Annotated in this window: 21 protein-coding genes, 1 pseudogene and 1 riboswitch; of the genes and pseudogenes, 12 read left to right on the forward strand and 10 right to left on the reverse strand. The window is 60.7% G+C overall.

The annotated features are described in order from the left end of the window. Positions 1–209 precede the first annotated feature (209 nt). Both WCL58_RS02835 and WCL58_RS02840 read left to right on the forward strand, forming a co-directional pair. Complete coding sequence (locus WCL58_RS02835; RefSeq protein WP_336850444.1) at positions 210–2,090, forward strand: potassium transporter Kup; 1,881 nt, start codon at positions 210–212, stop codon at positions 2,088–2,090. A gap of 94 nt (positions 2,091–2,184) precedes the next feature. Further along, positions 2,185–2,487: a cupin domain-containing protein gene (locus WCL58_RS02840; RefSeq protein WP_047730662.1), complete on the forward strand. Its 303-nt coding sequence runs from the start codon at positions 2,185–2,187 to the stop codon at positions 2,485–2,487. On the opposite strand, the gene WCL58_RS02845 is transcribed toward WCL58_RS02840, so the two are convergent. Continuing rightward, entirely contained in the window at positions 2,484–3,392 is a 909-nt protein-coding gene (locus tag WCL58_RS02845) for an alpha/beta fold hydrolase (RefSeq protein WP_336850446.1), read from the reverse strand. The two genes, WCL58_RS02840 and WCL58_RS02845, sit on opposite strands and share 4 nt — an antisense overlap. A gap of 332 nt (positions 3,393–3,724) precedes the next feature. Here WCL58_RS02845 and WCL58_RS02850 point away from each other — a divergent pair, with 332 nt between their 5' ends. Further along, on the forward strand, positions 3,725–4,630 hold the full coding sequence (locus tag WCL58_RS02850; protein ID WP_336850447.1) for a LysR family transcriptional regulator: 906 nt from the start codon (positions 3,725–3,727) through the stop codon (positions 4,628–4,630). Between the two features lie 69 nt (positions 4,631–4,699). On the opposite strand, the gene WCL58_RS02855 is transcribed toward WCL58_RS02850, so the two are convergent. Further along, positions 4,700–5,293 carry a TetR/AcrR family transcriptional regulator gene (locus WCL58_RS02855; RefSeq protein WP_319857808.1) on the reverse strand — a complete coding sequence of 198 codons (594 nt, stop codon included), beginning with the start codon at positions 5,291–5,293 and terminating at the stop codon, positions 4,700–4,702. A 141-nt stretch (positions 5,294–5,434) separates the two neighbouring features. Here WCL58_RS02855 and WCL58_RS02860 point away from each other — a divergent pair, with 141 nt between their 5' ends. Genes WCL58_RS02860 through WCL58_RS02870 form a run of 3 tightly spaced genes read left to right on the forward strand, consistent with a single transcriptional unit; the run spans position 5,435 to position 8,301 of the window. Continuing rightward, positions 5,435–6,490, forward strand: a complete 1,056-nt coding sequence (locus WCL58_RS02860) for a sugar phosphate isomerase/epimerase family protein (protein WP_336850448.1) — start codon at positions 5,435–5,437, stop codon at positions 6,488–6,490. A 25-nt stretch (positions 6,491–6,515) separates the two neighbouring features. Continuing rightward, complete coding sequence (locus WCL58_RS02865) at positions 6,516–7,412, forward strand: alpha/beta fold hydrolase (protein WP_193159121.1); 897 nt, start codon at positions 6,516–6,518, stop codon at positions 7,410–7,412. Next, positions 7,399–8,301, forward strand: coding sequence for an alpha/beta hydrolase (locus tag WCL58_RS02870; RefSeq protein ID WP_060439885.1), 903 nt, complete (start codon positions 7,399–7,401; stop codon positions 8,299–8,301). The genes WCL58_RS02865 and WCL58_RS02870 overlap by 14 nt, the downstream gene beginning before the upstream one ends. A gap of 48 nt (positions 8,302–8,349) precedes the next feature. Here WCL58_RS02870 and WCL58_RS02875 read toward each other — a convergent pair whose 3' ends face one another. After that, positions 8,350–9,783: an NAD-dependent succinate-semialdehyde dehydrogenase gene (locus WCL58_RS02875; protein ID WP_060439886.1), complete on the reverse strand. Its 1,434-nt coding sequence runs from the start codon at positions 9,781–9,783 to the stop codon at positions 8,350–8,352. A 196-nt stretch (positions 9,784–9,979) separates the two neighbouring features. Here WCL58_RS02875 and WCL58_RS02880 point away from each other — a divergent pair, with 196 nt between their 5' ends. Both WCL58_RS02880 and WCL58_RS02885 read left to right on the forward strand, forming a co-directional pair. Next, positions 9,980–10,807: an AraC family transcriptional regulator gene (locus WCL58_RS02880; RefSeq protein ID WP_100395754.1), complete on the forward strand. Its 828-nt coding sequence runs from the start codon at positions 9,980–9,982 to the stop codon at positions 10,805–10,807. A gap of 98 nt (positions 10,808–10,905) precedes the next feature. Then, positions 10,906–11,874 carry a DMT family transporter gene (locus WCL58_RS02885; RefSeq protein WP_060418765.1) on the forward strand — a complete coding sequence of 323 codons (969 nt, stop codon included), beginning with the start codon at positions 10,906–10,908 and terminating at the stop codon, positions 11,872–11,874. A gap of 27 nt (positions 11,875–11,901) precedes the next feature. On the opposite strand, the gene fusA is transcribed toward WCL58_RS02885, so the two are convergent. Further along, a complete protein-coding gene (fusA, locus tag WCL58_RS02890) occupies positions 11,902–14,007 on the reverse strand; it encodes an elongation factor G (protein WP_087762777.1) in 2,106 nt (701 codons plus the stop codon). 239 nt (positions 14,008–14,246) lie between these two features. Then, entirely contained in the window at positions 14,247–14,495 is a 249-nt protein-coding gene (locus WCL58_RS02895) for a glycine zipper domain-containing protein (RefSeq protein ID WP_004938127.1), read from the reverse strand. Between the two features lie 221 nt (positions 14,496–14,716). Here WCL58_RS02895 and WCL58_RS02900 point away from each other — a divergent pair, with 221 nt between their 5' ends. Beyond that, a complete protein-coding gene (locus WCL58_RS02900) occupies positions 14,717–16,213 on the forward strand; it encodes an alpha/beta hydrolase (protein WP_060439889.1) in 1,497 nt (498 codons plus the stop codon). 45 nt (positions 16,214–16,258) lie between these two features. Here the strand turns inward: WCL58_RS02900 and WCL58_RS02905 are convergent. The 5 genes and pseudogenes from WCL58_RS02905 to WCL58_RS02925 form a co-directional block, all read right to left on the reverse strand. Continuing rightward, positions 16,259–16,804 (reverse strand): annotated as a pseudogene (locus WCL58_RS02905) (cysteine hydrolase family protein). A 213-nt stretch (positions 16,805–17,017) separates the two neighbouring features. Next, on the reverse strand, positions 17,018–18,055 hold the full coding sequence (locus WCL58_RS02910; protein ID WP_060418771.1) for an ABC transporter ATP-binding protein: 1,038 nt from the start codon (positions 18,053–18,055) through the stop codon (positions 17,018–17,020). Next, the gene (locus tag WCL58_RS02915; protein WP_336850450.1) at positions 18,052–19,635 is read right to left on the reverse strand and encodes an ABC transporter permease; all 1,584 of its coding nucleotides are present in this window, start codon (positions 19,633–19,635) and stop codon (positions 18,052–18,054) included. Before WCL58_RS02915 ends, WCL58_RS02910 begins: the two co-directional genes overlap by 4 nt. A 33-nt stretch (positions 19,636–19,668) precedes the next feature. Further along, a complete protein-coding gene (locus tag WCL58_RS02920) occupies positions 19,669–20,685 on the reverse strand; it encodes an iron ABC transporter substrate-binding protein (protein ID WP_060418774.1) in 1,017 nt (338 codons plus the stop codon). Between the two features lie 273 nt (positions 20,686–20,958). After that, positions 20,959–21,534 (reverse strand): hypothetical protein, encoded by a 576-nt coding sequence (locus WCL58_RS02925; RefSeq protein WP_033643163.1) that lies wholly within the window; start codon positions 21,532–21,534, stop codon positions 20,959–20,961. Between the two features lie 709 nt (positions 21,535–22,243). Between WCL58_RS02925 and WCL58_RS02930 the strand changes: the two genes are divergently transcribed. The 3 genes from WCL58_RS02930 (at position 22,244) to WCL58_RS02940 (ending at position 25,718) form a co-directional block, all read left to right on the forward strand. After that, positions 22,244–22,513, forward strand: a complete 270-nt coding sequence (locus WCL58_RS02930; protein WP_033643162.1) for a hypothetical protein — start codon at positions 22,244–22,246, stop codon at positions 22,511–22,513. A 174-nt stretch (positions 22,514–22,687) separates the two neighbouring features. After that, the gene (locus tag WCL58_RS02935) at positions 22,688–24,307 is read left to right on the forward strand and encodes an ABC transporter substrate-binding protein (protein ID WP_336850451.1); all 1,620 of its coding nucleotides are present in this window, start codon (positions 22,688–22,690) and stop codon (positions 24,305–24,307) included. A gap of 141 nt (positions 24,308–24,448) precedes the next feature. Beyond that, positions 24,449–24,622, forward strand: a riboswitch (M-box (ykoK) riboswitch). 73 nt (positions 24,623–24,695) lie between these two features. Further along, a complete protein-coding gene (locus tag WCL58_RS02940; RefSeq protein WP_049199101.1) occupies positions 24,696–25,718 on the forward strand; it encodes a magnesium transporter in 1,023 nt (340 codons plus the stop codon). Positions 25,719–25,778 lie beyond the last annotated feature (60 nt).

Below are 25,778 nucleotides of genomic sequence, written 5' to 3' on the forward strand. Positions count from 1 at the left end.
AAGTGACAATCGCATAAGGACTATAGACCATCCGGCTCGGCCGATTCTAAACCGTTGCTCACCGGCGGCGGTTTCTGTGCCGCAAACGGGCGATACTGTAACCCGTGAAGATGACGGTTAAGTTATGCTTATCGCTGCCGAGCGAGTGGCGCGGCGGCAATAAAGTGACAATAATTCCAACTCACTGTGCAAGGCTAAGGAGCAAGCAGATGTCTGTCGGCAATGATACGGAAACCTCGAACAAGACCGGCCTGGCGCCGTTGGCGCTGGGCGCTTTGGGCGTGGTGTTCGGCGATATCGGCACCAGCCCGTTGTACACCCTGAAAACCGTGCTGTTTCTCTCCGGCGATGCGCCGTCGGCGCCGGTGATCCTTGGCCTGCTGTCGCTGATTTTCTGGACGCTGGTGATCGTCACCTCGCTCAAATACGCCATGTTCGCCATGCGCATCGGCAACCGCGGCGAGGGCGGCATCATGGCGCTGATGTCGCTGCTGGTCAGCAGGCGGAAATCCCGGCCGCTGGTGCTGTTCGCCGGCCTGTTCGGCGCGGCGTTGATCTACGGCGACGGCGCCATCACGCCGGCCATCTCGGTGCTCTCCGCCCTAGAGGGGCTGAATATCGTGCTGCCGGCGTCGCAGCCCTACATTCTGCCGGCGGCGGTGGTGATTTTGCTCAGCCTGTTCGCCATTCAGCCGCTGGGTACCGCACGTATCGGCCGCGTGTTCGGGCCGATCATGGCGCTGTGGTTTCTGTCGATCGCCGCGCTGGGCGTGTGGGGCATCACCCAGCACCCGGCGGTGCTACTGGCGCTGAACCCGATGTACGGCATTCATTTCCTGTTCTCCAACGGGCTGACCAGTTTCCTGGTGCTGGGCGGCGTGTTTCTGTGCGTCACCGGCGCCGAAGCGCTGTACGCCGACATGGGGCACTTCGGCAAACGGCCGATTTGGCTGGCCTGGTTCGGCATCGTTTTTCCCAGCCTGTTGCTCAACTACGCCGGCCAGGCCGCGCTGATTTTGGCCGGCGCCGACGTCACGCAGAACATCTTCTTCCGCCTGTGCCCGCCTGCGCTGCTGATCCCGCTGGTGATCCTGGCCACGCTGGCGACGATCATCGCCAGCCAGGCGATCATCAGCGGCGCGTTTTCGATGACCCGCCAGGCAATCCAGCTGGGGTGGCTGCCGCGGCTGCGGGTTAAACAAACCACCGAGGAAAGCTACGGGCAGATCTACATCGGCGCCATCAACTGGCTGCTGATGGTGGTGACGCTGTTCCTGACGGTGTTCTTCAAATCCTCGGACAATCTGGCCGCCGCCTACGGCATCGCCGTTTCGTTGACCATGATCATGACCACCGGCTTGCTGTTCGTGGCGATGCGCGAGGTGTGGCGCTGGGGGCTGGCCGCCAGCCTGTTAGTGGCGGGGTGTTTCTTCGTGGTCGATCTGAGCTTCCTGACGGCCAACCTGACCAAGGTGTTGCAGGGCGGTTATATCCCGCTGCTGCTGGCCGCCGCGGTCTATACCGTGATGCTGATCTGGCATCGCGGGGTGCTGGCGGCCGTGCGCACCCTCGGTGAGACGACGGTGCCGATCGCGGATTTCCTGGCGAAAATCCAGCGTGAATCCGTGCCGCGGGTGCCGGGCACCGCGGTCTTTCTCACCCGCAGCCTGCAGGGCACGCCGCCGGTAATGAAATGGCACGTCAAACGCAACGGCTCGCTGCACGCCAACGTGCTGGCGCTGACCATTGCCATCGTCAATGAACCGCGGGTATCGAATGCCGAACGCCTGGTGATGCGCGAACTGGTGCCGGGGTTTTGGTGCGGCGTGGCCAGCTACGGCTTTATGGAGCGGCCGAACATCCCGCAGCTGCTGCAGCACGTCGAAGCGCAAAAATGCGGCCTGAACTTCGACGAGGCGACTTACTATCTCGGCCATGAAACCGTGGTGCGCCGCGAGGCGAGCGACCGGATGCCGTCCTGGCAGCGCAACCTGTTCGCGCTGATGGTGCGCAACGGCATGCACGTCACGGATTATTATTACCTGCCCAGCGATCAGGTGGTGGAGATCAGCCGCCGGGTGCCGGTATAGGCCGGGCGGGCATAAGCTACAACCCGGGATTCTTTCCACGCCGGCCGCAGTCGGCGTAGAGTGCCGCTACGTTCGATAACCACAGGGGGTACCGATGCTGTTCGATTTAAACCTGCAGGCGGCCGAACTGCCTGAGGCCTGGCGTTCTACCGTGCTGGGCCGCGTCGGTGCGGCCAATATCAAAGTGCTGCGCATGGATGAGCGCAGCATTGCGGATGAAGTGCATGATTACAGCGAAGGGCTGCTGGTGATCCGCGGGCAGCTGCGGCTGCAGGTGGCGGGGGAAACGATTGTGGTGCAGGCCGGCCAGCTGTATCAGGCCGCGGCCGGCGTGCCGCACCGCGTGTTGCCGGGCAGCGAAGGCACGCTGGTGATTTTCGATCTGCCCGAAGATTAAGCGTCGTTTTTGGGCTGCGGCGGCGTCAGAAATCTGACAACACCCTGCAGAAAGCGTTGTCTGCCGGCATTATCTCTATCGAGATGGACAAAATGTGTCGCTTCAGGAATGAGCAACTTTTCGGCTGAAGGGGCATTTTTCATGATGGCGTCTACATCTTCAGGCCGGCTCCAGAAATCCCGTCCTGAGCGAATAACCAACACGGGAACGGTGGTTAAGGCCGTTGCCGACCACTGTTTTCGGCCAATCGCCAGCTCAAAACTGTCAGCCATTGCGCCTGTCGGCGCTCTGAAACTGGGCGGCGTTCTGCGCTGCGAGGTGCTGTCCGATGCCAGTGCGGCATCAGCGTAAGCGCGTTTAACGGTTTCATCTCGCCACTGTGTTTTATCCGCCACGGGAATGCTGTTATCCCAGGCGACAAACAGACTGTCTCGCGTATTCAGGCTCCAGCCGCCAAATTTGGCGGCGTTGAAGTGTCCGTAGTTTTGAGGATCGTCCAGTGGCGACCCCCGTCCCAGCAGCGGGTGATGGACGGTTCCGCCATAAAGCGTGTTATAGAGCACCAGGCGCTCCACATTCTGCGGGTATTGGGCCGCGTAAGCTCCCGCCCAGTGTCCTCCCGTCGCCCATCCCAGGAGATTAACGCGATGGGCGCCGCTCCACGCCTGAATAGCCTGCACGGCGTGAGCGATATCGGTTACGGCATCCGCCGTGCGAATCAACGGCGCCGACTGGTTAGGGGGGTTATCCATCGCGGTCGGCCGGCTTGATAACCCATATCCCCGCAGATCGAGGATATACACCCGAAAGCCGGCTAATGCGAGATCTGCAGCCAATGAGCCGCCTTTGACGGGCAGATCAAAAGAGGCGAGGCCGGGAACCCGGGCACCGTGAATCAGCAGCACAGGCGGTTGCGGTATCTTACCCTCAGTTTTTAGGCTGACTTCCCTGATGTGGAGTTGCTCTCCGCCGGCAAGCAGAAAGCAGAATGTACCTGTCAGTTCGATTTATCGGCGCGGGGATTTCATTTTCTTCTGATGCCGCCAGTGAGGATGATGCCGATATCACAAGGAGGGCCAGCAACATATTGAGGCTTCGGTAAGTCAGTGATAACGATCTGAGTATGTTCATTGTTATTTCTGCTCCGCGAATATATACAGGAAGCATCTTCAGGTAGCCTTACGAGTGTGTCTAATACTATCGAGGGGCTTTCTTAATACGTTTAAGGTATCGCGATATGCTCACCCTGCGTCAGCTCCGCCAATTTCTTGTGGTTGCAGAAACAATGAATATCCGCAAAGCGGCCGAGCGTTTGCACATGGCTCAACCCCCTCTCACAAAAGCGATCCGTCAAATGGAAGAGGCTTTGGGCACCCGGCTTTTTGAGCGGAGCAATCGAATAACGGCATTGACCCCCGCAGGGAAAGTGTTGCAGACGGAAGCGGTTACGACGCTCATGCAGATGGAAAGGGCGATGTTGCTGACCCGACGTGCGGGTCAGGGAATGACAGGGACTTTGAGGATCGGTTTTGTAGCGACGGCCGTCCGACATTTGCTGCCCGAAATGATCGCCCGTTTTCACTTTTCTTTTCCGCAGGTGGTTCTTGAATTGAAAGAAATGACGACCGCGCGGCAGGTTGAGAGCCTTTTGGATGACTCGCTTGACGTTGGCATTGCGGTTTTACCTGTTCCTGAATACGCAATACAGAAACTGTCCTACCATCGATTTTTTAGCTGCCCGTTGATTGCCGTTTTGCCGAACAAACACCCTGCCGCCGCAAGCGGCGCGCTGTCGCTCTCTGCCCTGGCCGGGGAGCCGTGGATATTATTCCCGGAGCAGGAAGGGCCGGGTCTTTATCGTTCTATTATTGAGGCCTGCGAAAAGGAAGGATTTATTCCTGAGGTTGTTCAGCGAGCCGTGCAAATGGAAACGATCGTCGGCCTGGTTGCTTCGGGATTAGGGGTCAGTCTGGTCCCTGAATTTATGAGAAAAAGCGGCTGGGCAAATGTTTCTTTTTGCTCGCTGAGTGGGGAACAACTCCCGTATCAGGTTGCCCTGATCCACAAGCCGGAAAATACCAATCCTCACGTCGCGGATTTTGTCAGAAACGCAGTTCCTCCGCAGTCATACATTTCCACATAGAAAGCGAGACCGGGCAGAACCGCGTTAAAGTGGGCGCCAATGATGGCAGCGAAGGTGGCTGACTTGTGACTAAGCGCTTCCGCCCAGGGCGGTGAGGGCCACCTTTACCGCCGCCAACAGTCGCGCTTCAGTGACGCCGTCACGCGCCTGAATCGACAGGCCGTGCAGGAAGACGGCGAAAAAGTCCCCCAGGCTGTCGGCGTCGGTGCCGGCCGGCAGTTCGCCGGCTTGCACCGCCTGCCGCAGCCGTTCGACGATCTGCTGGGTGCGCTGCAACCGATGCTCAGCCAGCCAGGTTTTGAGCCCGTCGTTCTCCGCACTGACGCTGGCTGCGGAGGAGACCACCATGCAACCCTGCGGCAGATCCGGCCGGCTGTAGAGCCGCACGGCATCTTCCAACATACGTTGGATCGCCGGGCGAATGCCGCTTTCCTGCGCGAAGGCGCGATCGGCGAAGCCGCCTTCCTCGGTTTCATAACTGGCGATCGCCTCGCGGAACAGCTGCTCTTTGGAGCCGAACGCCTTGTAGATGCGCGCGGAAGCAATGCCCAATTCCGCCACCAGATCCGACATCGAGGTGCCTTCGTAGCCCTGTCGCCAGAATAAGTTTCGCGCCTTCAAGAGCGCCTGTTCGCGGTCGAACTCGCGCGGTCTGCCTGCCATTCGCTGCTCCAATTTACCTGTCATTCAGCGACATAGGATCGCTTAAATCGGCGGGAATACCAATGTCTTTATAAATTTCGCTTGCGGTCATCGCGCTTTGCTCCTATTTTTTTGTCAATCGACAACCAATAGGAGTTTACGATGAAAACCCTCAAAGGTCCAAGCCTGCATCTTGCGCAGTTCAGCGATGAGACAGCGCCGTTCAATAGCCTGCCCGCCATCGCCGAATGGGCGGCGCAGACCGGCTTTAGTGCGCTGCAGATCCCGGCCTGGGATCGGCGTTTATTCGACGTGGCCACCGCCGCGGAAAGCCAAACCTACTGCGATGATTTGACCGGCATGTTGGCGGAACAGGGGTTGGTGGTCAGCGAATTGACCAGCCATATCTTCGGCCAGCTGATGGCGGTACACCCGGCTTACGATGCGCTGTTTGACAGCTTCGCGCCGCCGGCGCTACAGGGCAATCCGCAGGCGCGCGGCGAGTGGGCGCGGCAGCAAATGCTGTTGGCGGTGAAGGCGTCGGCGCGGCTCGGGCTCAGCGAACTGGGCACCTTTTCCGGTTCGCTGGCCTGGCCCTATCTGTTTCCGTTCCCACAGCGTCCGAAAGGACTGATCGATACCGCGTTCGACGAACTCGCCAGGCGCTGGCTGCCGGTGCTTAACGCCTGCGACGAGCAGGGGATCAACCTGTGTTACGAAATTCACCCGAGCGAGGATCTGCACGACGGCGTGACGTTCGAGATGTTTCATGAGCGCGTCGGCCACCATCCGCGCTGCCGGGTGCTGTTCGATCCGAGCCATATGGTGCTGCAGCAGCTCAACTATCTGGAGTTTATCGATATCTATAAAGAGGTTATCGGCATGTTCCACGTCAAGGACGCCGAGTTCAATCCGACCGGTCGGCAGGGTATTTACGGCGGCTATCAATCCTGGATCGATCGCGCCGGCCGCTTTCGCTCGCTGGGCGACGGCCAGGTCGATTTCAACGGCATCTTTTCACGCCTGACGCAGTACGGTTATTCGGGCTGGGCGGCGCTGGAGTGGGAATGTTGCCTGAAAAACCCGCAGGAGGGCGCACGCGAAGGCGCAGCCTTCATTCGCGATCGCATTATCCACGTCACCGACAAAGTGTTCGACGACTTCGCCGGCGCGCCGGTCAACCCACAGCAGATCAATGCCTTGCTCGGCATTCGCTGAGCCTAATCCTTCAGGGAGTCACCCCATGCAATACCGACAGAACGAGGTCACGTTGGCGGATCTCGCGGCGGAACACGTCTATCTCCAGGTCAACGGCCGGCGCCTTCACTGCGTGGTGGCCGGTGAAGGGCGGCCGGTGCTGCTGATCCCCGGCTGGCCGCAAACCTGGTACACCTGGCGCCATGTGATGCAAGCGCTGGCGGCGGCCGGTTTTCAGGCGATCGCCGTCGACCCGCCGGGCATCGGCGATTCTGACAAGCCCGCTGGCGGCTACGACACCGGCAGCGTCGGTGCGACGTTGCACGCGATGATGGCGCAGCTGGGCCATGAACGTTACCAACTGGTTGGCCACGACATCGGCATGTGGATCGGTTACGCCATGGCGAGCGATTTCCCGCAGGCGGTGGAACGTCTGGTGCTGACGGAGGCGGTGATACCCGGGCTGGCGCCGCCGCCGCCGATCTTCGTCGCGCCGGAGGAGAACATCTTCCTGTGGCACTTCATGTTCAACCAACTGGCTGATTTGCCGGAGACCCTGACCCAGGGGCGTGAGCAGGAGTATCTTGGCTATATCTTTAACCGTTGGTCCTATCGGCGCGATCGGGTGGCGGCGCAGGTGTATATCACCGCCTATTCGGCGCCGGGCGGCCTGCGCGCCGGATTCGACTATTACCGGGCAATCCCGGAGACCGTGCGGCAGAACCGGCTGCGCGCCGCCACGCCCCTGATGATGCCGGTGTTGACGGTAGGGGCGGAGCACGCCACCGGTGATGCGCCGCTGACGACGCTGCGGGGCAATGCGCACGATCTGCGGGGCGAAACGGTCGCCGGCTGCGGGCATTTCATTACCGAGGAGTGCCATGAGGAATTTATTGCCCTGATTACGCCGTTCCTGGCAGGAGAACCCCATGCCGCTCGATGAACGCATCGCTGCCTTTTTGACGGCGTCGGCCGATGCGCCGCCCCCCGCGTCGCTGGCGGAAATGCGCGCGGCCACGGAAACCGGTTTACGCCGGCTGCAGGGCGAGGCGGAACCGAGCGGCGGCGTCAGGGACTATACGGTGGTCGCCGCCGATGGACACAGGATTGCGCTGCGTACTTATTTACCGGCAGGGGAAAACCGCGCAAACGCGCAGCCGGCGATGCTGTTCGCCCACGGCGGCGGCTGGTGCCTCGGTTCGCTGGCGCTGTACGATCGGCCTTGTCAGGCGCTGGCCAACGCCACCGGCCGGGTGATCCTGTCGGTCGACTACCGTCTGGCGCCGGAATACCCGTTTCCGCAGCCGCTGGAAGATGTGTACCAGGCGCTCTGCTGGGTGGCGCAACAGGCGCCGCAGTTGGGGATCGACGCGCAGCGCCTGGCGGTGGGCGGCGACAGCGCCGGGGGCAACCTGGCGGCCGCCGTCGCGCTGCTGGCGCGGGATCGCGGCGGCCCGCACATCGAGCGCCAGCTGCTGCTGTACCCGGCGCTCAGCCGCGAGATGACGACGACGAGCTATCGCGAGTTTGCCGAGGGGCACTTTCTGACGCGCGACGCGATGGTATTTTGTTGGCAGCAGTATCTGGCCCAGCGGCGCGATCCCGGCGCCGAGCCGCTGCACGCCGCCACGCTGCGCGGGTTACCGCCGGCCACCATCCTGAGCTGCGAATATGATCCGCTGCGCGATGAGGCCGAGCAGTATGCGCAGCGGCTGCGCGAGGCGGGCGTGCCGGTGCGCTGCGAACGGTTGCCGGGCATGGTGCATGCCTGCATTCACATGCTGGGGCTGACCCCGGCGGCGCGGCGGTTGTTCGAACTGGCTCGCGAGTAAAAAAAAGCCCCGCACTGCGGGGCTTTTGGCTATTCATCCGACGCGCGATTAACGGCCGGCGACGGTGACGAAGCGGGTTTCCAGGTAGGACTCGATCGCTTCGCTGCCGCCTTCGGTGCCGTGACCGGAGTCTTTCACGCCGCCAAACGGCGTTTCCGGCAGGCCGAAACCGATGTGGTTGATGCTCAGCATGCCGCTCTCCACGTCGCGCCCCAGCGCATTGACGGTGGCGATGTTGCGGCTGTAAGCGTAGGCGGCCAGCCCGTACGGCAGGCGGTTGGCTTCGGCGATCGCCTCGTCATAGGTGGCGAACGGGCGCAGCAGGGCGACCGGGCCAAACGGCTCTTCTGACATGGCGCGCGCGCTCAGCGGCACGTCGCGCAGCACCGTCGGCTCGAAGAAGTTGCCTTTGCCCGCCACGCGCTTGCCGCCGGTGCTGGCTTTTGCCCCGTGGGCGACGGCATCCTGCACCAGCGCCTCGATATTGTCGACGCTGCGGCCCAGCACCATCGGCCCCATGGTCACGCCGTCTTCCAGCCCGTTGCCGAGCTTGAGCTCACGCACGGCGGCGGTGAATTTCTCCACGAAGGCTTCATAAACGCCTTGCTGGATCAGGAAGCGGGTCGGAGCGATACAGACCTGGCCGGCGTTGCGGAACTTGGACTGCGCCAGCTCTTTGGCCGCCGCGTCGAGATCGGCGTCGTCGAAGATCAACACCGGCGCGTGGCCGCCCAGCTCCATGGTGGCCTTTTTCATATGCTGGCCGGCCAGCGCCGCCAGATGCTTGCCCACGCGGGTGGAGCCGGTGAAGGAGATCTTGCGAATGGTCGGATGCGGGATCAGGTATTCCGAGATTTCCGCCGGGGTGCCGTACACCAGCGCGATCACCCCGGCCGGGATCCCGGCGTCGGCGAAGGCTTTGATCAGCTCAGCCGGCGAGGCCGGCGTTTCTTCCGGGCCTTTGACGATGATGGAACACCCCGCCGCCAGCGCGGCGGACAGCTTGCGCACGATCTGGTTGATCGGGAAGTTCCACGGCGTGAAGGCGGCCACCGGGCCGACCGGCAGCTTGAGGGTTTGCTGTTGTACGTCGCGGGCGCGGGACGGAATGATCTGCCCGTAGGTGCGGGTGGCTTCGCCGGCGAACCAGTCGATGACGTCGGCGGCGTTGAGAATTTCGACTTTGGCCTGCGCCACCGGTTTGCCCTGTTCCTGCGTCATGACGGCGGCGATGGCGTTAGCGCGTTCGCGCAGCAGCGCCGCCGCTTTGCGCATCAGGTTGGCGCGCTGGTGCGCGGCGGTGTCGCGCCAGACGTTAAATCCGCGCTCGGTGGCGGCCAGCGCCAGATCGAGATCCTCTGTGGCGGCGTGCGCCACTTGACCGATTATCTCGTCGGTGGCGGGGTTGGTGACCGGCAGGGTTTTCCCGGCCAGCGCGTTGCGCCATTGTCCATCGATATACAGTTGAGTATCCGGATACATTGTTGCCTCTTGTTTGCGGAGTGTCAGGGGCCGATGAGCTTCGCGATGCGGCGCGCCTGAAAGGGACAGGGACCTTAACCCTACGCCGAATGGCGGCGATCGTCCAGGCGAGGGGCACGAAAGCGCCAGGGCGGCTACTCAACCGGCGATGTTTTGGCTATGCTGAGCAGATTGTCAGCACGGACGAGGAGGTCGGGTGCAAGGGGTACCACAACAGTTTCCGTTCGAGAAGGATTGCGCGCAGTTCCGGCATTTGTCGCATCTGCCGGGCGTCGAACTTTATCAGGCGCATATCGAACGCTATGCCTTCGAGCCGCATACCCACGACGCCTTCGCTATCGGCACCGTAGACACCGGAGCGGAGCGTTTCCGCTATCGCGGCGCGCAGCATCTGGCGGCGCCGGGCGCGCTGGTGCTGATGAACCCCGATGAGCTGCATACCGGCGAAGCCGAAACGCCGGGCGGCTGGTGTTACCGTATGCTCTATCTGGCGCCCGAGGCGCTGGAGCAGCTGTCCGGCGATAGGAGCCAGTGGTTCACCGATGCGGTGCGCCACGATCCGCGGGCGGCGCAGCGCCTGTCCACCATTCTCGCCACGCTGTGGCAAACCGACGATCCGCTCACGCTGGACGGCCTGCTGTTGGAGGCGGTCGAGCTGTTGCACCCGCACATTCGCACCGGGCAGCGGGAAAAAGCCGAGGCGGCGCACCGTTTCGAGGTGGTGAAAAGCTACCTGCACGACAACTTCGCCGAGGCGGTGACCCTCAATCAGCTGGCCGAGCTGGTGTCGCTCAGCCCGTACCATTTTCTGCGCAAGTTCAAGGCCGAATACCACGTTTCGCCGCAGCAGATGCTGATGGCGATCCGGCTGTCGCAGGCCAAACGCATGCTGGAGCGCGGCATGCCCGCCGCACAGGTGGCGGCGGCGGCGGGGCTGACCGATCAGGCACACCTGACGCGCGCCTTCGCCAATCGTTACGGCGTCACGCCAGTGCGTTTCCAGAAACAGGTGAAATTGGGCTAAAACAGCAACCTGCTACAATAATTCCTTCCCGCGTTTTCGCTACTCTGCCGCTGTCTTGTCGGGCGGGTTGGCCGCACCGGCCGTTTGTCGGAGTCGTTATGTTCATTGGCGTTGTGTTTGCCCTGGCCGCCGGGCTGATGTGGGGATTGATCTTCGTCGGCCCGCTGCTGGTGCCAGATTATCCCGCCGCGCTGCAGTCCACCGGGCGCTATCTGGCCTTCGGGCTGATCACCTTGCCGCTGGCGTGGTTCGATCGCCGCCGCCTGCGCAAGCTGCGGCGCCAGGATTGGCTGGAGGCGCTCAAGCTGACGGCCATCGGTAACCTGCTGTACTACCTGTGCCTGGCCAGCGCCATTCAGCGTACCGGCGCACCGGTATCGACCATGATCATCGGCACCTTGCCGGTGGTGATCGCCATCTGCGCCAATCTGTTTTACGGCCGCCACGACGGGCGGCTGGCCTGGGGCAAGCTGGCGCCGGCACTGCTGCTGATCGTCTGCGGGTTAGCGTGCGTGAACGTCGCCGAGCTGCGCGGCAACGCGCTGCCGATCGACGGCTGGCGTTATCTCAGCGGCCTGGGGCTGGCCGTGTTGGCGGTGGCGTGCTGGACCTGGTTCCCACTGCGCAACTCGCGCTGGCTGCGGGAGAACCCGACGCAGCGGCCGGCTACCTGGGCCACGGCGCAAGGGCTGGTGACGCTGCCGCTGGCGCTGCTGGGCTATCTGGCGGTCTGCGGCCAATTGGCGCTGAGCGAACCGGCGTTCGCCTTGCCGTTCGGCCCGCGCCCTGAGGTGTTTATCCCGCTGATGCTGGTCATCGGCGTGTTCTGCTCCTGGCTGGGGGCGCTATGCTGGAACGAAGCCAGCCAGCGCCTGCCGACGGTATTGGTGGGGCCGCTCATCGTGTTCGAAATTCTGGCGGGGTTGGCCTATACCTTTCTGCTGCGCCAGGCCTGGCCGCCGCTGCTGACGCTGGCCGGCATCGTCTGCCTGATCGCCGGCGTGGTGTACGCCATGCGCATCAAGCCGCAGCCGGTGGTGGTGGCGCTGGAGGACAAGCAGGGGTGACGCCCGCCGCGAAGGCGGGCGCGAGGGTTAACGCTTGCTGTGGTGAATGATCTCTTCGGCCACGTTGCGCGGCGCTTCGGCGTAGTGGCTGAATTCCATGGTGTAGGTGGCGCGGCCCTGCGACATCGAACGCAGGGTCGTCGAGTAGCCGAACATCTCGGACAGCGGCACCTTGGCACGAATTTCCTTGCCGCCGCCGCCCGGTATCTCTTCCATGCCCTGCACCAGGCCGCGGCGTGAGGAGAGGTCGCCCATCACGTTGCCGGCATAATCTTCCGGTGTTTCCACCTCCACCGACATGATCGGCTCAAGGATCACCGGATCCGCCAGGCGGCAGGCTTCCTTGAAGCCGAAAATCGCCGCCATGCGGAACGCCTGCTCCGACGAGTCGACGTCATGGTAAGAACCGAAGGTCAGGTGCACCTTGACGTCCACCACCTGATAACCGGCCAGCACGCCGTTGTTCAGCGCCTCGAGCACGCCTTTTTTCACCGCCGGGATAAATTCGCCGGGAATGACGCCGCCCTTGATCTCATCGAAGAATTCGAAGCCTTTGCCGGGTTCGTTGGGTTCGACGGTCAGCACCACGTGGCCGTATTGCCCTTTACCGCCGGACTGGCGCACGAACTTGCCTTCCACGTCGGTTACCCGTTTGCGGATGGTTTCGCGGTACGACACCTGCGGCTTGCCGGTGGTGGTCTCCACCCCGAACTCGCGGCGCATGCGATCGACGATGATCTCCAGGTGCAGCTCGCCCATGCCGTAGATGATGGTTTGGCCGGATTCTTCATCGGTGCGCACGCGGAACGACGGATCTTCCGAAGAGAGGCGCTGCAGCGCGATGCCCATTTTCTCCTGGTCGCCCTTGGTCTTCGGCTCGATCGCCTGGGCGATCACCGGCTCGGGGAAGGTCATGCGTTCCAGCGTGATGATGGCGCCGGGGTCGCACAGCGTATCGCCCGTGGTGACGTCCTTCAGGCCGACGCAGGCGGCGATGTCGCCGGCGTGCAGCTCGTCGATGTCCTTACGATCGTTGGCGTGCATCTGCACGATGCGGCCGATGCGTTCCTTTTTGCCCTTGATCGGATTGTAAACGCTGCTGCCTTTGGCCAGCACCCCGGAGTAGACGCGCACGAAGGTCAGCTGGCCGACGAACGGGTCGGTCATCAGCTTGAACGCCAGCGCCGAGAATTTTTCGTTGTCGTCGGCTTTGCGGGTGATGATTTCATCGTGTTCGCCGTGGCCCTCCATCGGCGGCACGTCAAGCGGCGAGGGCATCAGCTCGATCACCGCATCCAGCATGCGCTGCACCCCTTTGTTGCGGAACGCCGAGCCGCACAGCATCGGCTGGATTTCGCCGGCGACGGTGCGCACCCGCAGCCCGTGGACGATCTCCTCTTCGCTCAGCGGCACCTGGTTGAGGTATTTCTCCATCAGCTCTTCCGAGGCTTCGGCGGCGGCTTCAATCATGTTTTCACGCCACTCCTGCGCCGAATCGCGCAGCTCGGCCGGGATCTCTTCGAAACTGAAGTTCATGCCCTGCGAGGCCTCGTCCCACAGGATGGCCTTCATCCGCACCAGATCCACCACGCCGCTGAAGTGGTCTTCGGCGCCGATCGGAATGACGATCGGCACCGGGTTGGCTTTCAGGCGCTCGATCATCATTTTGCGCACGCGGAAAAAGTCCGCGCCGATGCGGTCCATTTTGTTGACGAACGCCAGCCGCGGCACCTTGTATTTGTTGGCCTGGCGCCAGACGGTTTCCGATTGCGGCTGCACGCCGCCCACCGAGTCATAGACCATCACGGCACCGTCCAGCACGCGCATCGAACGCTCCACCTCAATGGTGAAATCGACGTGCCCGGGGGTGTCGATGATATTGATGCGGTGCTGCGGATAATTATGCTGCATGCCGTTCCAAAAGCAGGTGGTGGCCGCCGAGGTGATGGTGATGCCGCGCTCCTGTTCCTGCGCCATCCAGTCCATGGTCGCCGCGCCGTCATGCACTTCACCCAGCTTGTGGCTGACCCCGGTGTAAAACAGAATCCGCTCGGTGGTGGTGGTCTTGCCGGCATCGATATGCGCGGAGATGCCGATGTTGCGGTAACGTTCGATAGGGGTGGTGCGAGCCATAATCAACCTTTCTTAGCCGCGTGAAGGAGAGCGGCTTAAACAGCATGGATAATGGTGATAATCCTCATAGGGTTATCTGCCGGATCGCAGAGCCTCGCTCTGGTCACAAACTAATCGTAGTTGAAGGCGTTGGTTTTTATAAGCGATGGCTGTGATAGATGAAAGTTTGCGCGCAGGGGGAGAAAAGGGCGAAAAAAAAGGCCCGTAACGGGCCTGTTGTCGAGCGGCGCGTTCGCCGCTTATTTGCGTCCCAGCAAGAAGCCGAAAACGATGCCGACCGCCGCCGCAACCGCCACGCCGGCCAGCGGGTTGGCTTCCACCTGGGTTCTTACGCTGTCCGCTGCGTCTCGGGCGGCATAGCTGGCCTGGGAGGCGTATTTGCGCGCCGCGCCGCGCACCTGATGCTCCGGTGAATCCACGGCTTTGCCGAACGCTTCTTCTACCGCGCCTGCGGCTTCATTGGCTTTGTCTTCCGCTTTACCAAACATGCTGCTCTCCTGATCCTTGTGGGTTAACGAATCCTAAGCCTAGCAGGTAGACGCCGTTTTTTGCAGCATTCTGTGCGTTATAAGAGCAATCCGAGCAGAGAAAAATCTTGCCGGGCGCGCGGTGACGGCTTCACCCGCGCGGCTTTTTGTGTTCTATTGGCTAGCTGTTTAACCGGGTATCGTTAACCTTTGACCGATTCGTTGAGTTGAAAGGACTCCCCATGTCAGTACTGCGTATTCTGGCGCTGCTCGCCGCGACCGCCGCCGCGTTGCCCGCCCAGGCCAAGCCTGTGCTCCACGGTGCCGCGACCGAGAACGGCATTCGTTGGCAATCATGTCTCAACAGCGGTTTTCAGCGCTGGTTCGATGAGCCGCCACCGCCGGGGCTGCGCTGCGGTTACCTTGAGGTGCCGTTAGCCTACGCCACGCCGCCCGCTCATGCGGCGCAGGCGGGCGAACAGACCGTGCGTTTGGCGCTGACCCTGCTGCCCGCAACCGGGCCGAAAAAGGGCAGCGTGGTGATGATCAGCGGCGGGCCGGGCCTGCCGGGCATCAATCCTTATTTGGGCAATGATGGTCACGTCGCCAGGCTGCGTAAATCCTACGATATCATCGGTTACGATCCGCGCGGCGTCGGCCAATCGACGCCGAAAATCTCCTGTCAGGTGGCCGAAGGCGACGAAACCCCGTCACCGGACGACAACGACGTGGCCGGTGCGGAGAACCAGACGCGCACCCTGATTGCCGCCTGCATCAAACAGACCGGCGCGGACGTGCTGCAACATATCGGCACCGACGAAGCGGTCAACGATCTGAACGCGATCCGCCACGCGCTGGGCGAACCGGGGCTGACGGCGGTGGCGTACTCTTACGGCACCAAGGTGGCGGCGCTGTATGCCGAACGTTTTCCGAAGAAAACGCGCGCGCTGGTGCTCGACGGGGTGGTGGATCTGGCGGAAGACGATTTCACCCAGCGGCTGAACCAGGAGCGGGGCTTCCAGCAAAGCTTCCTGCGCTTCGCCGCCTACTGCGGCAAAACCGACAGTTGCCAGCTGGGCGGCGGCGCCAATCAGGCGCTGCAGCGTTATCATGCCTTGCTGCGCAAGCTGCATGAGCAGCCGTTCGTCACCGCGGCGGGGTATGAAATCTCCGCCGATGACGTGCTGACGGTCACGCGTTCGCTGCTGCTGTGGCCGGAGCGCTGGCACGAGCTGGCGACCGTGCTGCGCCAGCTCGATGCCGGGATCGCCGGGCAGCAGGTTTCCGATCTGATCGACGAAAGCTATTCGCCGGATGCCGATGACGCGCTGAACGTCATCACCTGCGCCGACGTCGCCAACCCGACGGCCGATCCGCAGCTGTTGCGCCGGCAGCGGCAGGAGATCAATACCGCCGCTATGTATGCCCACTATCTGCCGCTGCACGAATACCCGCTGGAAATGTGCGATCTGTGGCCGTACCGCGGCAAAGATCGGCCGCACACGCCCGTGGCGTCTGCCGCGTTGCCGCCGCTGCTGTTCGTCGCGCAGCGCTACGATCCGACCACGCCGTACCGTAACGCGCAGGTGATGGCCGCCGCCTTTAAAAGCCCGCTGATCACCCGCGAACGCGACGGGCATACGCTGGTGCTGAACGGCATCGACAGCTGCGTTGACGAAAGCGTGGTGGATTATCTGCTGGCGCCGAAAAAGCCGCGCCACGACAAGACTTGCCGTTGAGGAGGCCGGGCGGAAGCCCGGCCTGACAGCCAAGTCGCCCGCGTTTTAGAATTTCACCTCTTCCGCCAATGCCAGCGTCACGAATGGCCCCGACAGGGTCTGGTTATGGTGACGGATAATGGCTTCGGCACCGAGTTCCGCCGTGTCTGAACAGCTATGGGCGTCGGCGGCCAACACCATGTCAAATCCCAACTCTGCGCCGCGCCGACACGCGGTGTCTACGCAGTATTGCGTTTTCATTCCCGAAATCACCAACCGACCGATGCCGGCTTGCTTAAGCCGCTCAGCCAGGCCAGTCTGGTAAAAACAGCTGGGATGGGTTTTATCGATGAACCAGTCGGTTTACGCATCGGTGTCGAGATCGGGGTGAACTTGCCATCGCGGACTGTTTGCGGCGATAGGCGAACCTGTCGGGCCGGTGTGGCGAATAAACACTACGAGCGCATTTGCCACGCGTGCGGCGCGAATCAACGCATTGGTCTTCGCCAGAAGGGTTTCGGCGGCGAACGGCGGATCGTCCGTCGAGGCGAACAGGCCGACTTGCATGTCGATAATCAGCAGGGCGCTGCGCGGTGCGGGGATAGTTGGCATAGGTCTTCTCCGTAATGAAATTGCCGGCGGGCACGGAGAAATAAAAAACCCCGGCCATGGCTGGCGGGGCTTGGATACGTCGTTAGCTGATGCGCACCCGTGCAGCCCGCCATTGCGTGGCGGTTGCGGTGGTGGTGAGGACGTGCGCGAAGCGTTTCATAGCGTTGATAATGCGCGGTGGTGAGGGGGACGTCAAGAGGCTCCCCCGAAATGTCAACCGGCGAAAATATGCGCCTGGCCCATCACGTTGAGAGTGACCTGAGAACCGGGCTGCAGGCCTTCGCGGCTGACGGTTTTGATCTCGATTTGCGCGCCGCCGGCGGCCATTTGCAGGTTGAGCGTAGAGACGAAGCCGGCGAAATCGATGCCGGTAATCACCGCCTGGCCGTGCTGCGCCGGATCTGACAAACCGATTTGAATCTGCTCCGGGCGCAGCATGATGCGCGCCGGGCCGCTGCGTTGCCGATCGTCGACGGCGATGCGCCCCAATGCGCAGTCGGCCCAACCGTGCGCCAGTTCGGCGGTCAACACCAGCGTTTCGCCAAGGAAGCTGGCGGTCGGCTCATCGACCGGCCGCAGATAGAGATCTTGCGGCGCGCCCACCTGCGCCAGCCGGCCGTTGCGCATCACCGCTACCTGATCGGCGAACGACAGCGCTTCGCTCTGATCGTGGGTGACCAGAATCGACGCCACCTTGGCCTCCGTCAGCAGTTCGGCGACCGCTTTGCGGGTGGCGGCGCGCAGGCCGGTATCCAGCGCCGAGAACGGTTCGTCCAGCAGCATCAGCCGGGGTTGCTGCGACAGGGCACGCGCCAGCGCGACCCGTTGCTGCTGCCCGCCGGACAACTCGTGCGGCCACAGCGCGGCCAGACGGCGATCCAGCGCCACCATCTCCATCAGCGCCTCGATGCGCCGCTGTTTCTCACGCTTGCTGCCTTTAAGGCCAAAACCGATGTTGCCGGCGACGGTAAAGTGCGGGAACAGCGCGCCATCCTGCGGGACGAAGCCGATGCCGCGCAGATGCGCCGGCACCCAGCCGCCGCCGTTGCCCATGGCTTGCCCCTGCAGCAGGATCTGGCCGCCGTCAGGAATTTCAAAGCCGGCGATGATGCGCAGCAGGGTGGTTTTGCCGGAGCCGGAAGGGCCGACGATCGCCGTGCGGCTGCCGGCGGCAACCTGCAGGTCGATGTGTTCCAGCACCCTGATGGCGTTATAAGATTTTTCGATACCGTGCAGTTCGAGCGTGCTCATAGTCCCGCCGTGCGTTTAGATTGAGAATAAAGAAGCCAGGTGAGCGGCAATGACAGCGCCACCATAATCAGCGCATAAGGCGCGGCGGCGACGTAGTCTATCTCGCTGGTCAGCGCCCAAAATCCGGTGGCCAGCGTACGGGTGCCGTTCGGCGCCAGCAACAGCGTGGCGGTCAGTTCATTGGCGATCGCCAGGAACACCAGCGCCGCGCCCGCCGCGGCACCCGGCGCCGCCAGCCGCAGCGTAGTGCTCCACAGCGCCTGCGCCGGCGATTTGCCGAGGCTACGCGCCACGTTTTCCAATTCCACCGGCGCCTGTGCGATGCCGGCGCGCAGGTTGATCAGCGCCCGCGGCATAAACATCAGCAAATACGCCAGCAACAGGGTGATTTCGGTTTGGTAAATCGGCCGGAAGCTGTGAATGGTGATGGTCACCAGGGCCAGCGCCACCACGATGCCGGGCAGCGAGCTGGTCACGTAGTTACAGCCTTCCAGTACGCGGTACAGCCGGGCCGGATAGCGTACCGACAGCCAGGCCATCGGAATGGCGCACAGCGTGATCAGCAACGCGCCGACGGCGGACAGCGACAGCGTTTGCCACAGCGCAGGCCACAGCTCGGCGTTGCGCCACACCTCGAATCCCCCCAGGCACAGCCAGCGGGCCAGGGTAATGAAAGGCACGCCCAGCGCCAGCGCGGTCAGCGAAATCGGCAGCAGCAGCGCCAGCGCGGCGAGCGGCAGCGAAAGGCGACGCGGCGTTTGGCTGCGGGCGCTGCCGGAACCGACGCGGGCATAGCGCGCGCGGCCGCGGCTGAGAGCCTCAAGCAGCAGTAACCCGAGGCAGCACAATACCAATACGCCGGCCAGCATGTTGGCCGCCGGGCCGTTGAAGGTCGACTGGAACTGATCGAAGATCGCGGTGGTGAAGGTATCGAAGCGTATCATGGCATACAGGCCATACTCCGCCAGCAGGTGCAATGCGATCAGCAGGGAACCGCCCCAGACCGCCAGCTTCAGCTGCGGCAGCACCACGCGGAAAAAGACCGCCAGCGGCCGGGAACCGAGCGAGGTGGCGACGTCTTCGATACCGGGATCCAGACGGCGCAGCACGGCGGCGGCCGGTAGGTAAATAAACGGGAAATAGGCGAGCACCGAGATGAAGACCCCGGCGCCCAGGCCGTGCATCGACGGCACCAGGCTGATCCAGGCATAGCTTTGCACAAAGGCCGGCACCGCCAGCGGCGCGGTGGCCAGTACCGCCCAGAGACGGCGGCCCGGCAGCGTGGTGCGCTCGGTCAACCAGGCCAGGGCCACGCCCAGCACGGCGCAGATCGGCAGCGTCAGCACCACCAACAGCAGGGTGTTCAACAGCAGTTCCGCCACGCGCGGGCGGAAAACCAGAGCGTTGACCGTTTGCCAGCCGGCTTCAAACGCCACGCCGATAACGAATCCCAGCGGCAACAGCGCCAGCAGCGACAGCAGCACGGCGCTGGCCACTACGATCGCCCCCGGCCGCTGATGACGGGGGACAACAGAATAACGCCGCGCGGTCTGCGCGGCGTGGGTACTCAGGTTTGACATAACGATCAAAAACTCTCGGTTTGCCGGCGGGCCTTACAGCAGGCCGGCTTCGGTCATCAGTTCGACCACTTTTTTACTGTTCAGCTGCGCGGCATCTACTTTCGGTGCGTCCAGATCTTTCAGCGGCACCAGTTTCGGGTTGGAGGCTGCGCCGACGCCGACGGCGTATTCGAAGGCGTTGTTGGTGCGCAGGATCTCCTGGCCCTGTTTGCCGGTGATCCACTTGATGAACGCCTGCGCCTGCTGCTGATGCTTGCTGGAAGCCAGCACGCCGCCGCCGGAGATGCTGACGAACGCGCCCGGATCCTGATGTTTGAAGTAGTACAGCTTGATGTTGTTGCTGTTCTCGCCGGTTTTAGCGCCATCCACGAACGGGTAGTAGTGATAGATCACGCCGCTGTCGACCTGGCCGGCATTGACCGCTTTCATCACCGTGCTGTTGCCCTTATAGGCGGTGAAATTGGTTTTCATCGCTTTCAGCCACTCCAGCGTCGCTTTCTCGCCTTTCAGCGCCAGCAGCGCGCTGACGATCGCCTGGAAATCGGCGCCCGACGGCGAGGCGGCCCAGCGGCCTTTCCATTCCGGCTTGGCCAGGTCCAGCAGCGACTTCGGCAGCTGTGCTTCGGTCAGTTTGGCCGGGTTGTAGACGAACACGGTAGAGCGGGCGGCGATGCCGGTCCAGCGGCCGTGGCTTGGGCGATACTGCGGTTCCACCTGGGCCAGCGTCGCGGCGTCCAGCGGGGCGAACAGCTTGGCGTTATCCACCAACACCATCGCCGGGGAGTTTTCCGTCAGGAACACGTCGGCAGGCGAGGCGCTGCCTTCCTGCACCAGCTGATTGCCCAGCTCGCTGTCGCCGCCGTTGCGCAGCGTGACCTTGATGCCGGTGTCTTTGGTAAACCCGTCGACCCAGGATTTGACCAGGTTTTCATGTTGGGCGTTGTAAATGACGATGCCCTGATCGGCCGAGGCCGCCTGAGCGCCGAAGGCCAGCATCATCGAGGAGGCGAGCAGGGCGACGGGGCCGAGAGATGAAATACGCAGCTTCATGCAGTTATCCTTTTAGCGTTCGAATGAGGAAAACGAATATCGCCTGGCAAGCGCAAGCAGGCCGATTTTAGCCAAGAACATCAATAATGATAGTGAAAACGATTCGTATTAAATTATTTTTGACGATCGCTCACAAAATGAATTGCCCTAAGGATAAGTTAAGTTTCGGCTGGAATAATCTGTTTTGATTGTCTGAATAGAATTGGGGCGCGTTACCTCACAGTGAGCGGCCACCTGCCATCGCAGGCAGCCGCCCGTCAGGCTTGCTTCTTGTCACGCCAGCACAAACTCACCGTTGCCAACGCCGAAGAACTGCCCGTTGATGCTGCTCGCCCACTGCGGCGGATGAACCAAAGAGGCCAGCACCCGGCCATTCTCCAGCAGCGTCAGGACGATCGAACCGGGGTTGATGGCCAATTGTAGGGTTAACGGAACGCCGATCAGATTTTCGGCATCGGGTACGGTGCCTTGCAAATAAATCGTCGGGATGTTGATGTTACCGTCTGAGCCAGTGCCGGTGGCCTGGCCGACAAAACGCACCGATGTACCGTTTGATGGGGCATTGGGACCAATATTGGCAGGCTGCGCGGAAATTTGCACGGTCTCCGCATGTGGCGCGCAGCCACACCCACAGCCACAGCCCTGGAAGCTGAAGTAGCCGCAGATATTTTGTTGGCACCCGCATCCACACAAGGATTGCGGATGCACTTGCTGGTTGAACGCCGGTTTCAATTGCGGATGTTGGTTGAGCAGCGCCTGACGGCTCTGCACTTCCGCGTTATAAGCGTCACGTGATTGTTTATTCAATGCGTTAGCCTGTTCAGGCGTAATATCTTGCAGTGAAGGCATATGTAAACCCCTATGATTTTTGCTGAGTTAGTCTGAAATGCATATCACGCTGAATCCGGTTAGCCACCAGACAGGTAATTGCATCTGAATGAAAATAGTTATTGCCGTCGGCAGAAAAACGGTATGGCAACCAAACCGTTACATCCTATCCTTTCGGCACGCGTTTATATATTTGGATTTGTCTTCTGGTAATTATCTCTTATTAAATCATTCGCCAGTTATTGGTTTGATAACCAACGGCGGCCTCGTGTTAGTCTCGAAGCCATTTAAAGGTAGTTAGGTGTCACAGAGATATCAAGTGGGTTTCCTACTGTTATTTTTACATTGAAAAGCAACTTATTTAGCATGTCCATTATTTTGATTTTAACCTTTTTCGTAACCGATTAATTAATATGGGGTAAGTGAGGGTGTTTTTTAATTAATTGATTTTTATGAAATTAAGTTGTAGTTATCTTTTTTTTGTGAATATTCTTAATATATTCATTGAGGTAACGGGTAAACGCGGGTTTGCATTTGACTTATATCAGTTCTTTGTCGAATCTGTAATGGTTATTAACCTGTTTCAATATTGACGGCTTGTTATCGACTGGCGATCTTTTTCTTCAGTCTTTTCATGTCGTTCTTCAGCGTTTCGCACAGGCATTAATAATACGGGCTGCCAACGCGAATTAAGAATTATATTCACCAAAAAATAGTGAGAGAGGTGTCTATGTCTAATGGACCGTTTTATACCAATCCGATCGTGGTTATCGATGTAGCTAATGATTGCGTGCATGTGGAGATGGCGATCGATGGAGGACTATACGAAAACGTATTTCCGTTATCGGTAGCGGCTAATGAACCCTATCCGAAATTGCTGGTGAATCTGGCGATCCAGGCGCAAGCGAGCGGTAAATCATTAATGGTGTGGGGGGAGCCCGGCCCAGAACCGGTTAAAGGCCTGCCGCTGTTTGGTATCACGACCGTGAACATCAAGTAGGGGACGGCAACGCGCATTGTGTTGAAAGCGGGAAGCGCGGTGAGGGATATTCCTTTGATAATGAAAGAAATTCAACACCGCTTTTGGTTATGACTCATAGCGATTAATGATTTAATTTATTCCACTGCCACATTGCATATTGAACGCGATAAAACACTAATCAGGGATATCGACGTGAAATATTCATTTAATGGCAAGAAATTGGCTGGTTTAATCCTCCTGGCTTTTAACGCGACGGCAGCTCAGGCTGCCGACGTACCGGCGGGCGCTAAACTGGCGCCGGTACAGGAATTGGTGCGCGCCAACGGGTATGAACCGGCGACGCTGGATCCGAACCTGGCCGAGAGCAATGTGGAGTTCTACATCTTCAACGATTTGTTCGAAGGTTTGCTGCGCGTCGGGAAAGACGGCGAAGCGATCCCGGCGCTGGCGCAGAAATGGGAGCATCAGGGCAACGTCTGGACCTTCCATCTGCGGCCGCAGGCCAAATGGTCGAACGGCGATCCGGTGACCGCCGACGATTTCGTCTACAGCTGGCGGCGCCTCACCGATCCGAAAACCGCGTCGCCGTACGGCAGCTATCTGGCTTCGGCCTACGTGCTGAATGCGGCGGCGATCAACGCCGGCAGCAAACCGCCGAGCGAGCTGGGCGTCAAGGCGCTGGACGCGCATACCCTGCAGGTGACGCTGTCGGAGCCCAACTCCTACCTGCTCAAGCAGCTGGTGCATTTCCCGGTCTTGCCGGTTAACCGCAAGGTGGTGGAACAGTACGGCAAGAACTGGACTCAACCGGCGCATTTTGTCGGCAACGGCGCATTCCGTCTCAGCCAGTGGGTGGTGAACGAAAAGGTGGTGGTGGAGCGTAACCCGCAGTATTGGGACAACGCCAACACCGTGCTCAACAAGGTGACGTTCTTGCCGATACAGGGCTTCCCGGAAGTGGCGCGTTTTCGCGCCGGCGAGGTTGAGTTGGGGTATACCACGCCGCCGGAGCTGTATCAGCAGCTGAAAAAAACGCTCGGCGAGCAACAGCTGGTGACCTATCCGCTGCTCTCCACCAGTTATTTCGCCTTCAACAACCGCCTGGCGCCGTTTAACGACCTGCGGGTGCGCCAGGCCCTGAATCTGGCGCTGGACAAAGAGATTATCGCCGGCAAGGTGCTGGGATACGGCCAACAGCCGGCCTGGACCTTTACCCCAACGGGGACGGGCGGCTATAGCCTGCAGCCCGGCGCGGCGGCCGGCTGGACGCCGGAACAACGGCACGCCCAGGCGAAGCAACTGCTGGCGCAGGCCGGTTTCAACGCCGAGAACCCGCTGCGGTTTACCGTGCTGTACAGCAATGACGCCACCATCAAGAAGATCGTCATCGCCGCCGCCGCCATGTGGAAAAAGAACCTAGGGGTAGAGGCCAGCTTGCAAAGCCAGGAGCGTAAAGTGACGCTGGATAATATCAACCGCGGGCAGTACGGCGTGGCCTTTACCCGCTGGCTGGCCGATTACAACGATCCATCCACCTTCCTGAACGTGTTCCGTTCCGACAGCAGCGAGAACAGCCCCAAATACCATAACCCGGACTATGACCGCATTCTGCATCAGGCGACGGCGGCGCAGACGCCGCAGCAGGTGCAGCAATATTTCCAGCAGGCCGAGGCGGTGCTGGCGGCCGATACGCCGGTGGCACCGGTGTACTACGAAGCCAATGCCACGCTCATTAAACCCTACGTGAAGGGGATCGATTTTACCCCTCAAGGTGCCTTGTACGATAAAAACGTCTATCTTCTCGAGCACTGAGAAATAAAAAACGGCTGATTTATATCAGCCGTTTTTATAGATTCGTGTTTAATAACATTATCCTAAATACTCCATAAACGACGGGCAATCTTTTCTTCCCGCTGAAGAAAACACCGCCTATACTGCGCCGGTAGTTTATATGCAGTATCTCGTTTGGCGAGGCTCCTATACAAACACAGGTTACTGATCTGACGACATCGAGAGATGCCCAAGGTTAAGACAGGCTTTATCGGATTAAGGTTCAGCCCAAAGTAACTTCCGAATAACAGTTCGGATACGTTGTATAGTGCTAAAACCTGGACGCGGAGATAGGCAGTCTGCACTCCCTCTGTGGTTACGCCCCTATGCGATTCGCTGTTGAAGTTCAAAACAGAAATAGGGACTGACAATGATCAAGTCACATCAACATTATTCTTCTCCGGCGCTGAGCGCGACTGAAACTCTCGACGAGACCTCGGTCGCCGGCTATATGAACGCCGATTTTATTACTGTTCCCGCGACGATGACGGTCAATCATGCCCGGGAATATTTACTTTCACAGCTAAAAACGGACGAAATTCCCACCCGAGTATTTATTACCGCGGACGATTATCATCTGCGCGGCACGCTGTCGGTGAAAAAACTGCTGCAGTGCGACGAGCAGGATAAAGCGGTCGGCGTGATGATGGACCACAGCTATTTTCAGGTTTCGCCCGACGACGATCGCAACGATGTGGCGCATCTGCTCGGCAAGGGCGGCCTGGACGTGGTGCCGGTCGTGGCGAACAACACGCTGGTCGGCGTGCTGGGGGAGCGAGAGATCGCTCGCCTGGTCGAGGATGAAAACACCGAAGACGCGCAGCGCCAGGGCGCGAGCCTGCCGCTGGACAAGCCTTATCTGGAGACCAGCCCGTGGGCGCTGTGGCGTAAACGTTCGGTGTGGCTACTGATGCTGTTCGTCGCCGAAGCTTACACCGGCAACGTGCTGAAGGCGTTTGAAGATCAGCTCGAAGCGGCGATCGCGTTGGCGTTCTTCATCCCGCTGCTGATCGGCACCGGCGGCAACAGCGGCACCCAGATCACCTCGACGCTGGTGCGCGCCATGGCGCTGGGTGAAGTCAGCCTGCGCAACCTGGGCGCAGTGATCCGCAAGGAAGTGACGACCTCGCTGCTGATCGCCGTCACCATTGGCCTGGCGGCCTGGGTACGCGCCTGGATCATGGGCGTCGGCATGGAGGTGACGTTGGTGGTCAGCCTGTCGCTGGTGGCAATCACCGTGTGGAGCGCGATTGTCTCGTCGATCATTCCGATGCTGTTGAAACGTCTCGGCATCGATCCGGCGGTGGTATCGGCGCCGTTTATCGCTACCTTTATCGACGGCACCGGCCTGATTATTTATTTCAAAATTGCCCAGCAGGTATTGGGTATTTAACCGCGCTCCGCCCGATGTTGCGGGCGGAGATGTAAAGCCTTAATGAGGAGGACGTTAAAA

The organism is Serratia sp. TMDUHS_CL (assembly GCF_037137105.1).
GTDB lineage: Bacteria > Pseudomonadota > Gammaproteobacteria > Enterobacterales > Enterobacteriaceae > Serratia > Serratia nevei.

Bases quoted from the DNA above. Each gene is read 5' to 3' on its own strand.
- WCL58_RS02835 (WP_336850444.1), top strand. From the start codon at position 210: ATGTCTGTCGGCAATGATACGGAAACCTCGAACAAGACCGGCCTGGCG.
- WCL58_RS02840 (WP_047730662.1), top strand. From the start codon at position 2,185: ATGCTGTTCGATTTAAACCTGCAGGCGGCCGAACTGCCTGAGGCCTGG.
- WCL58_RS02850 (WP_336850447.1), top strand. From the start codon at position 3,725: ATGCTCACCCTGCGTCAGCTCCGCCAATTTCTTGTGGTTGCAGAAACA.
- WCL58_RS02855 (WP_319857808.1), bottom strand. From the start codon at position 5,293: ATGGCAGGCAGACCGCGCGAGTTCGACCGCGAACAGGCGCTCTTGAAG.
- WCL58_RS02860 (WP_336850448.1), top strand. From the start codon at position 5,435: ATGAAAACCCTCAAAGGTCCAAGCCTGCATCTTGCGCAGTTCAGCGAT.
- WCL58_RS02865 (WP_193159121.1), top strand. From the start codon at position 6,516: ATGCAATACCGACAGAACGAGGTCACGTTGGCGGATCTCGCGGCGGAA.
- WCL58_RS02870 (WP_060439885.1), top strand. From the start codon at position 7,399: ATGCCGCTCGATGAACGCATCGCTGCCTTTTTGACGGCGTCGGCCGAT.
- WCL58_RS02875 (WP_060439886.1), bottom strand. From the start codon at position 9,783: ATGTATCCGGATACTCAACTGTATATCGATGGACAATGGCGCAACGCG.
- WCL58_RS02885 (WP_060418765.1), top strand. From the start codon at position 10,906: ATGTTCATTGGCGTTGTGTTTGCCCTGGCCGCCGGGCTGATGTGGGGA.
- fusA (WP_087762777.1), bottom strand. From the start codon at position 14,007: ATGGCTCGCACCACCCCTATCGAACGTTACCGCAACATCGGCATCTCC.
- WCL58_RS02895 (WP_004938127.1), bottom strand. From the start codon at position 14,495: ATGTTTGGTAAAGCGGAAGACAAAGCCAATGAAGCCGCAGGCGCGGTA.
- WCL58_RS02900 (WP_060439889.1), top strand. From the start codon at position 14,717: ATGTCAGTACTGCGTATTCTGGCGCTGCTCGCCGCGACCGCCGCCGCG.
- WCL58_RS02910 (WP_060418771.1), bottom strand. From the start codon at position 18,055: ATGAGCACGCTCGAACTGCACGGTATCGAAAAATCTTATAACGCCATC.
- WCL58_RS02915 (WP_336850450.1), bottom strand. From the start codon at position 19,635: ATGTCAAACCTGAGTACCCACGCCGCGCAGACCGCGCGGCGTTATTCT.
- WCL58_RS02920 (WP_060418774.1), bottom strand. From the start codon at position 20,685: ATGAAGCTGCGTATTTCATCTCTCGGCCCCGTCGCCCTGCTCGCCTCC.
- WCL58_RS02925 (WP_033643163.1), bottom strand. From the start codon at position 21,534: ATGCCTTCACTGCAAGATATTACGCCTGAACAGGCTAACGCATTGAAT.
- WCL58_RS02930 (WP_033643162.1), top strand. From the start codon at position 22,244: ATGTCTAATGGACCGTTTTATACCAATCCGATCGTGGTTATCGATGTA.
- WCL58_RS02940 (WP_049199101.1), top strand. From the start codon at position 24,696: ATGATCAAGTCACATCAACATTATTCTTCTCCGGCGCTGAGCGCGACT.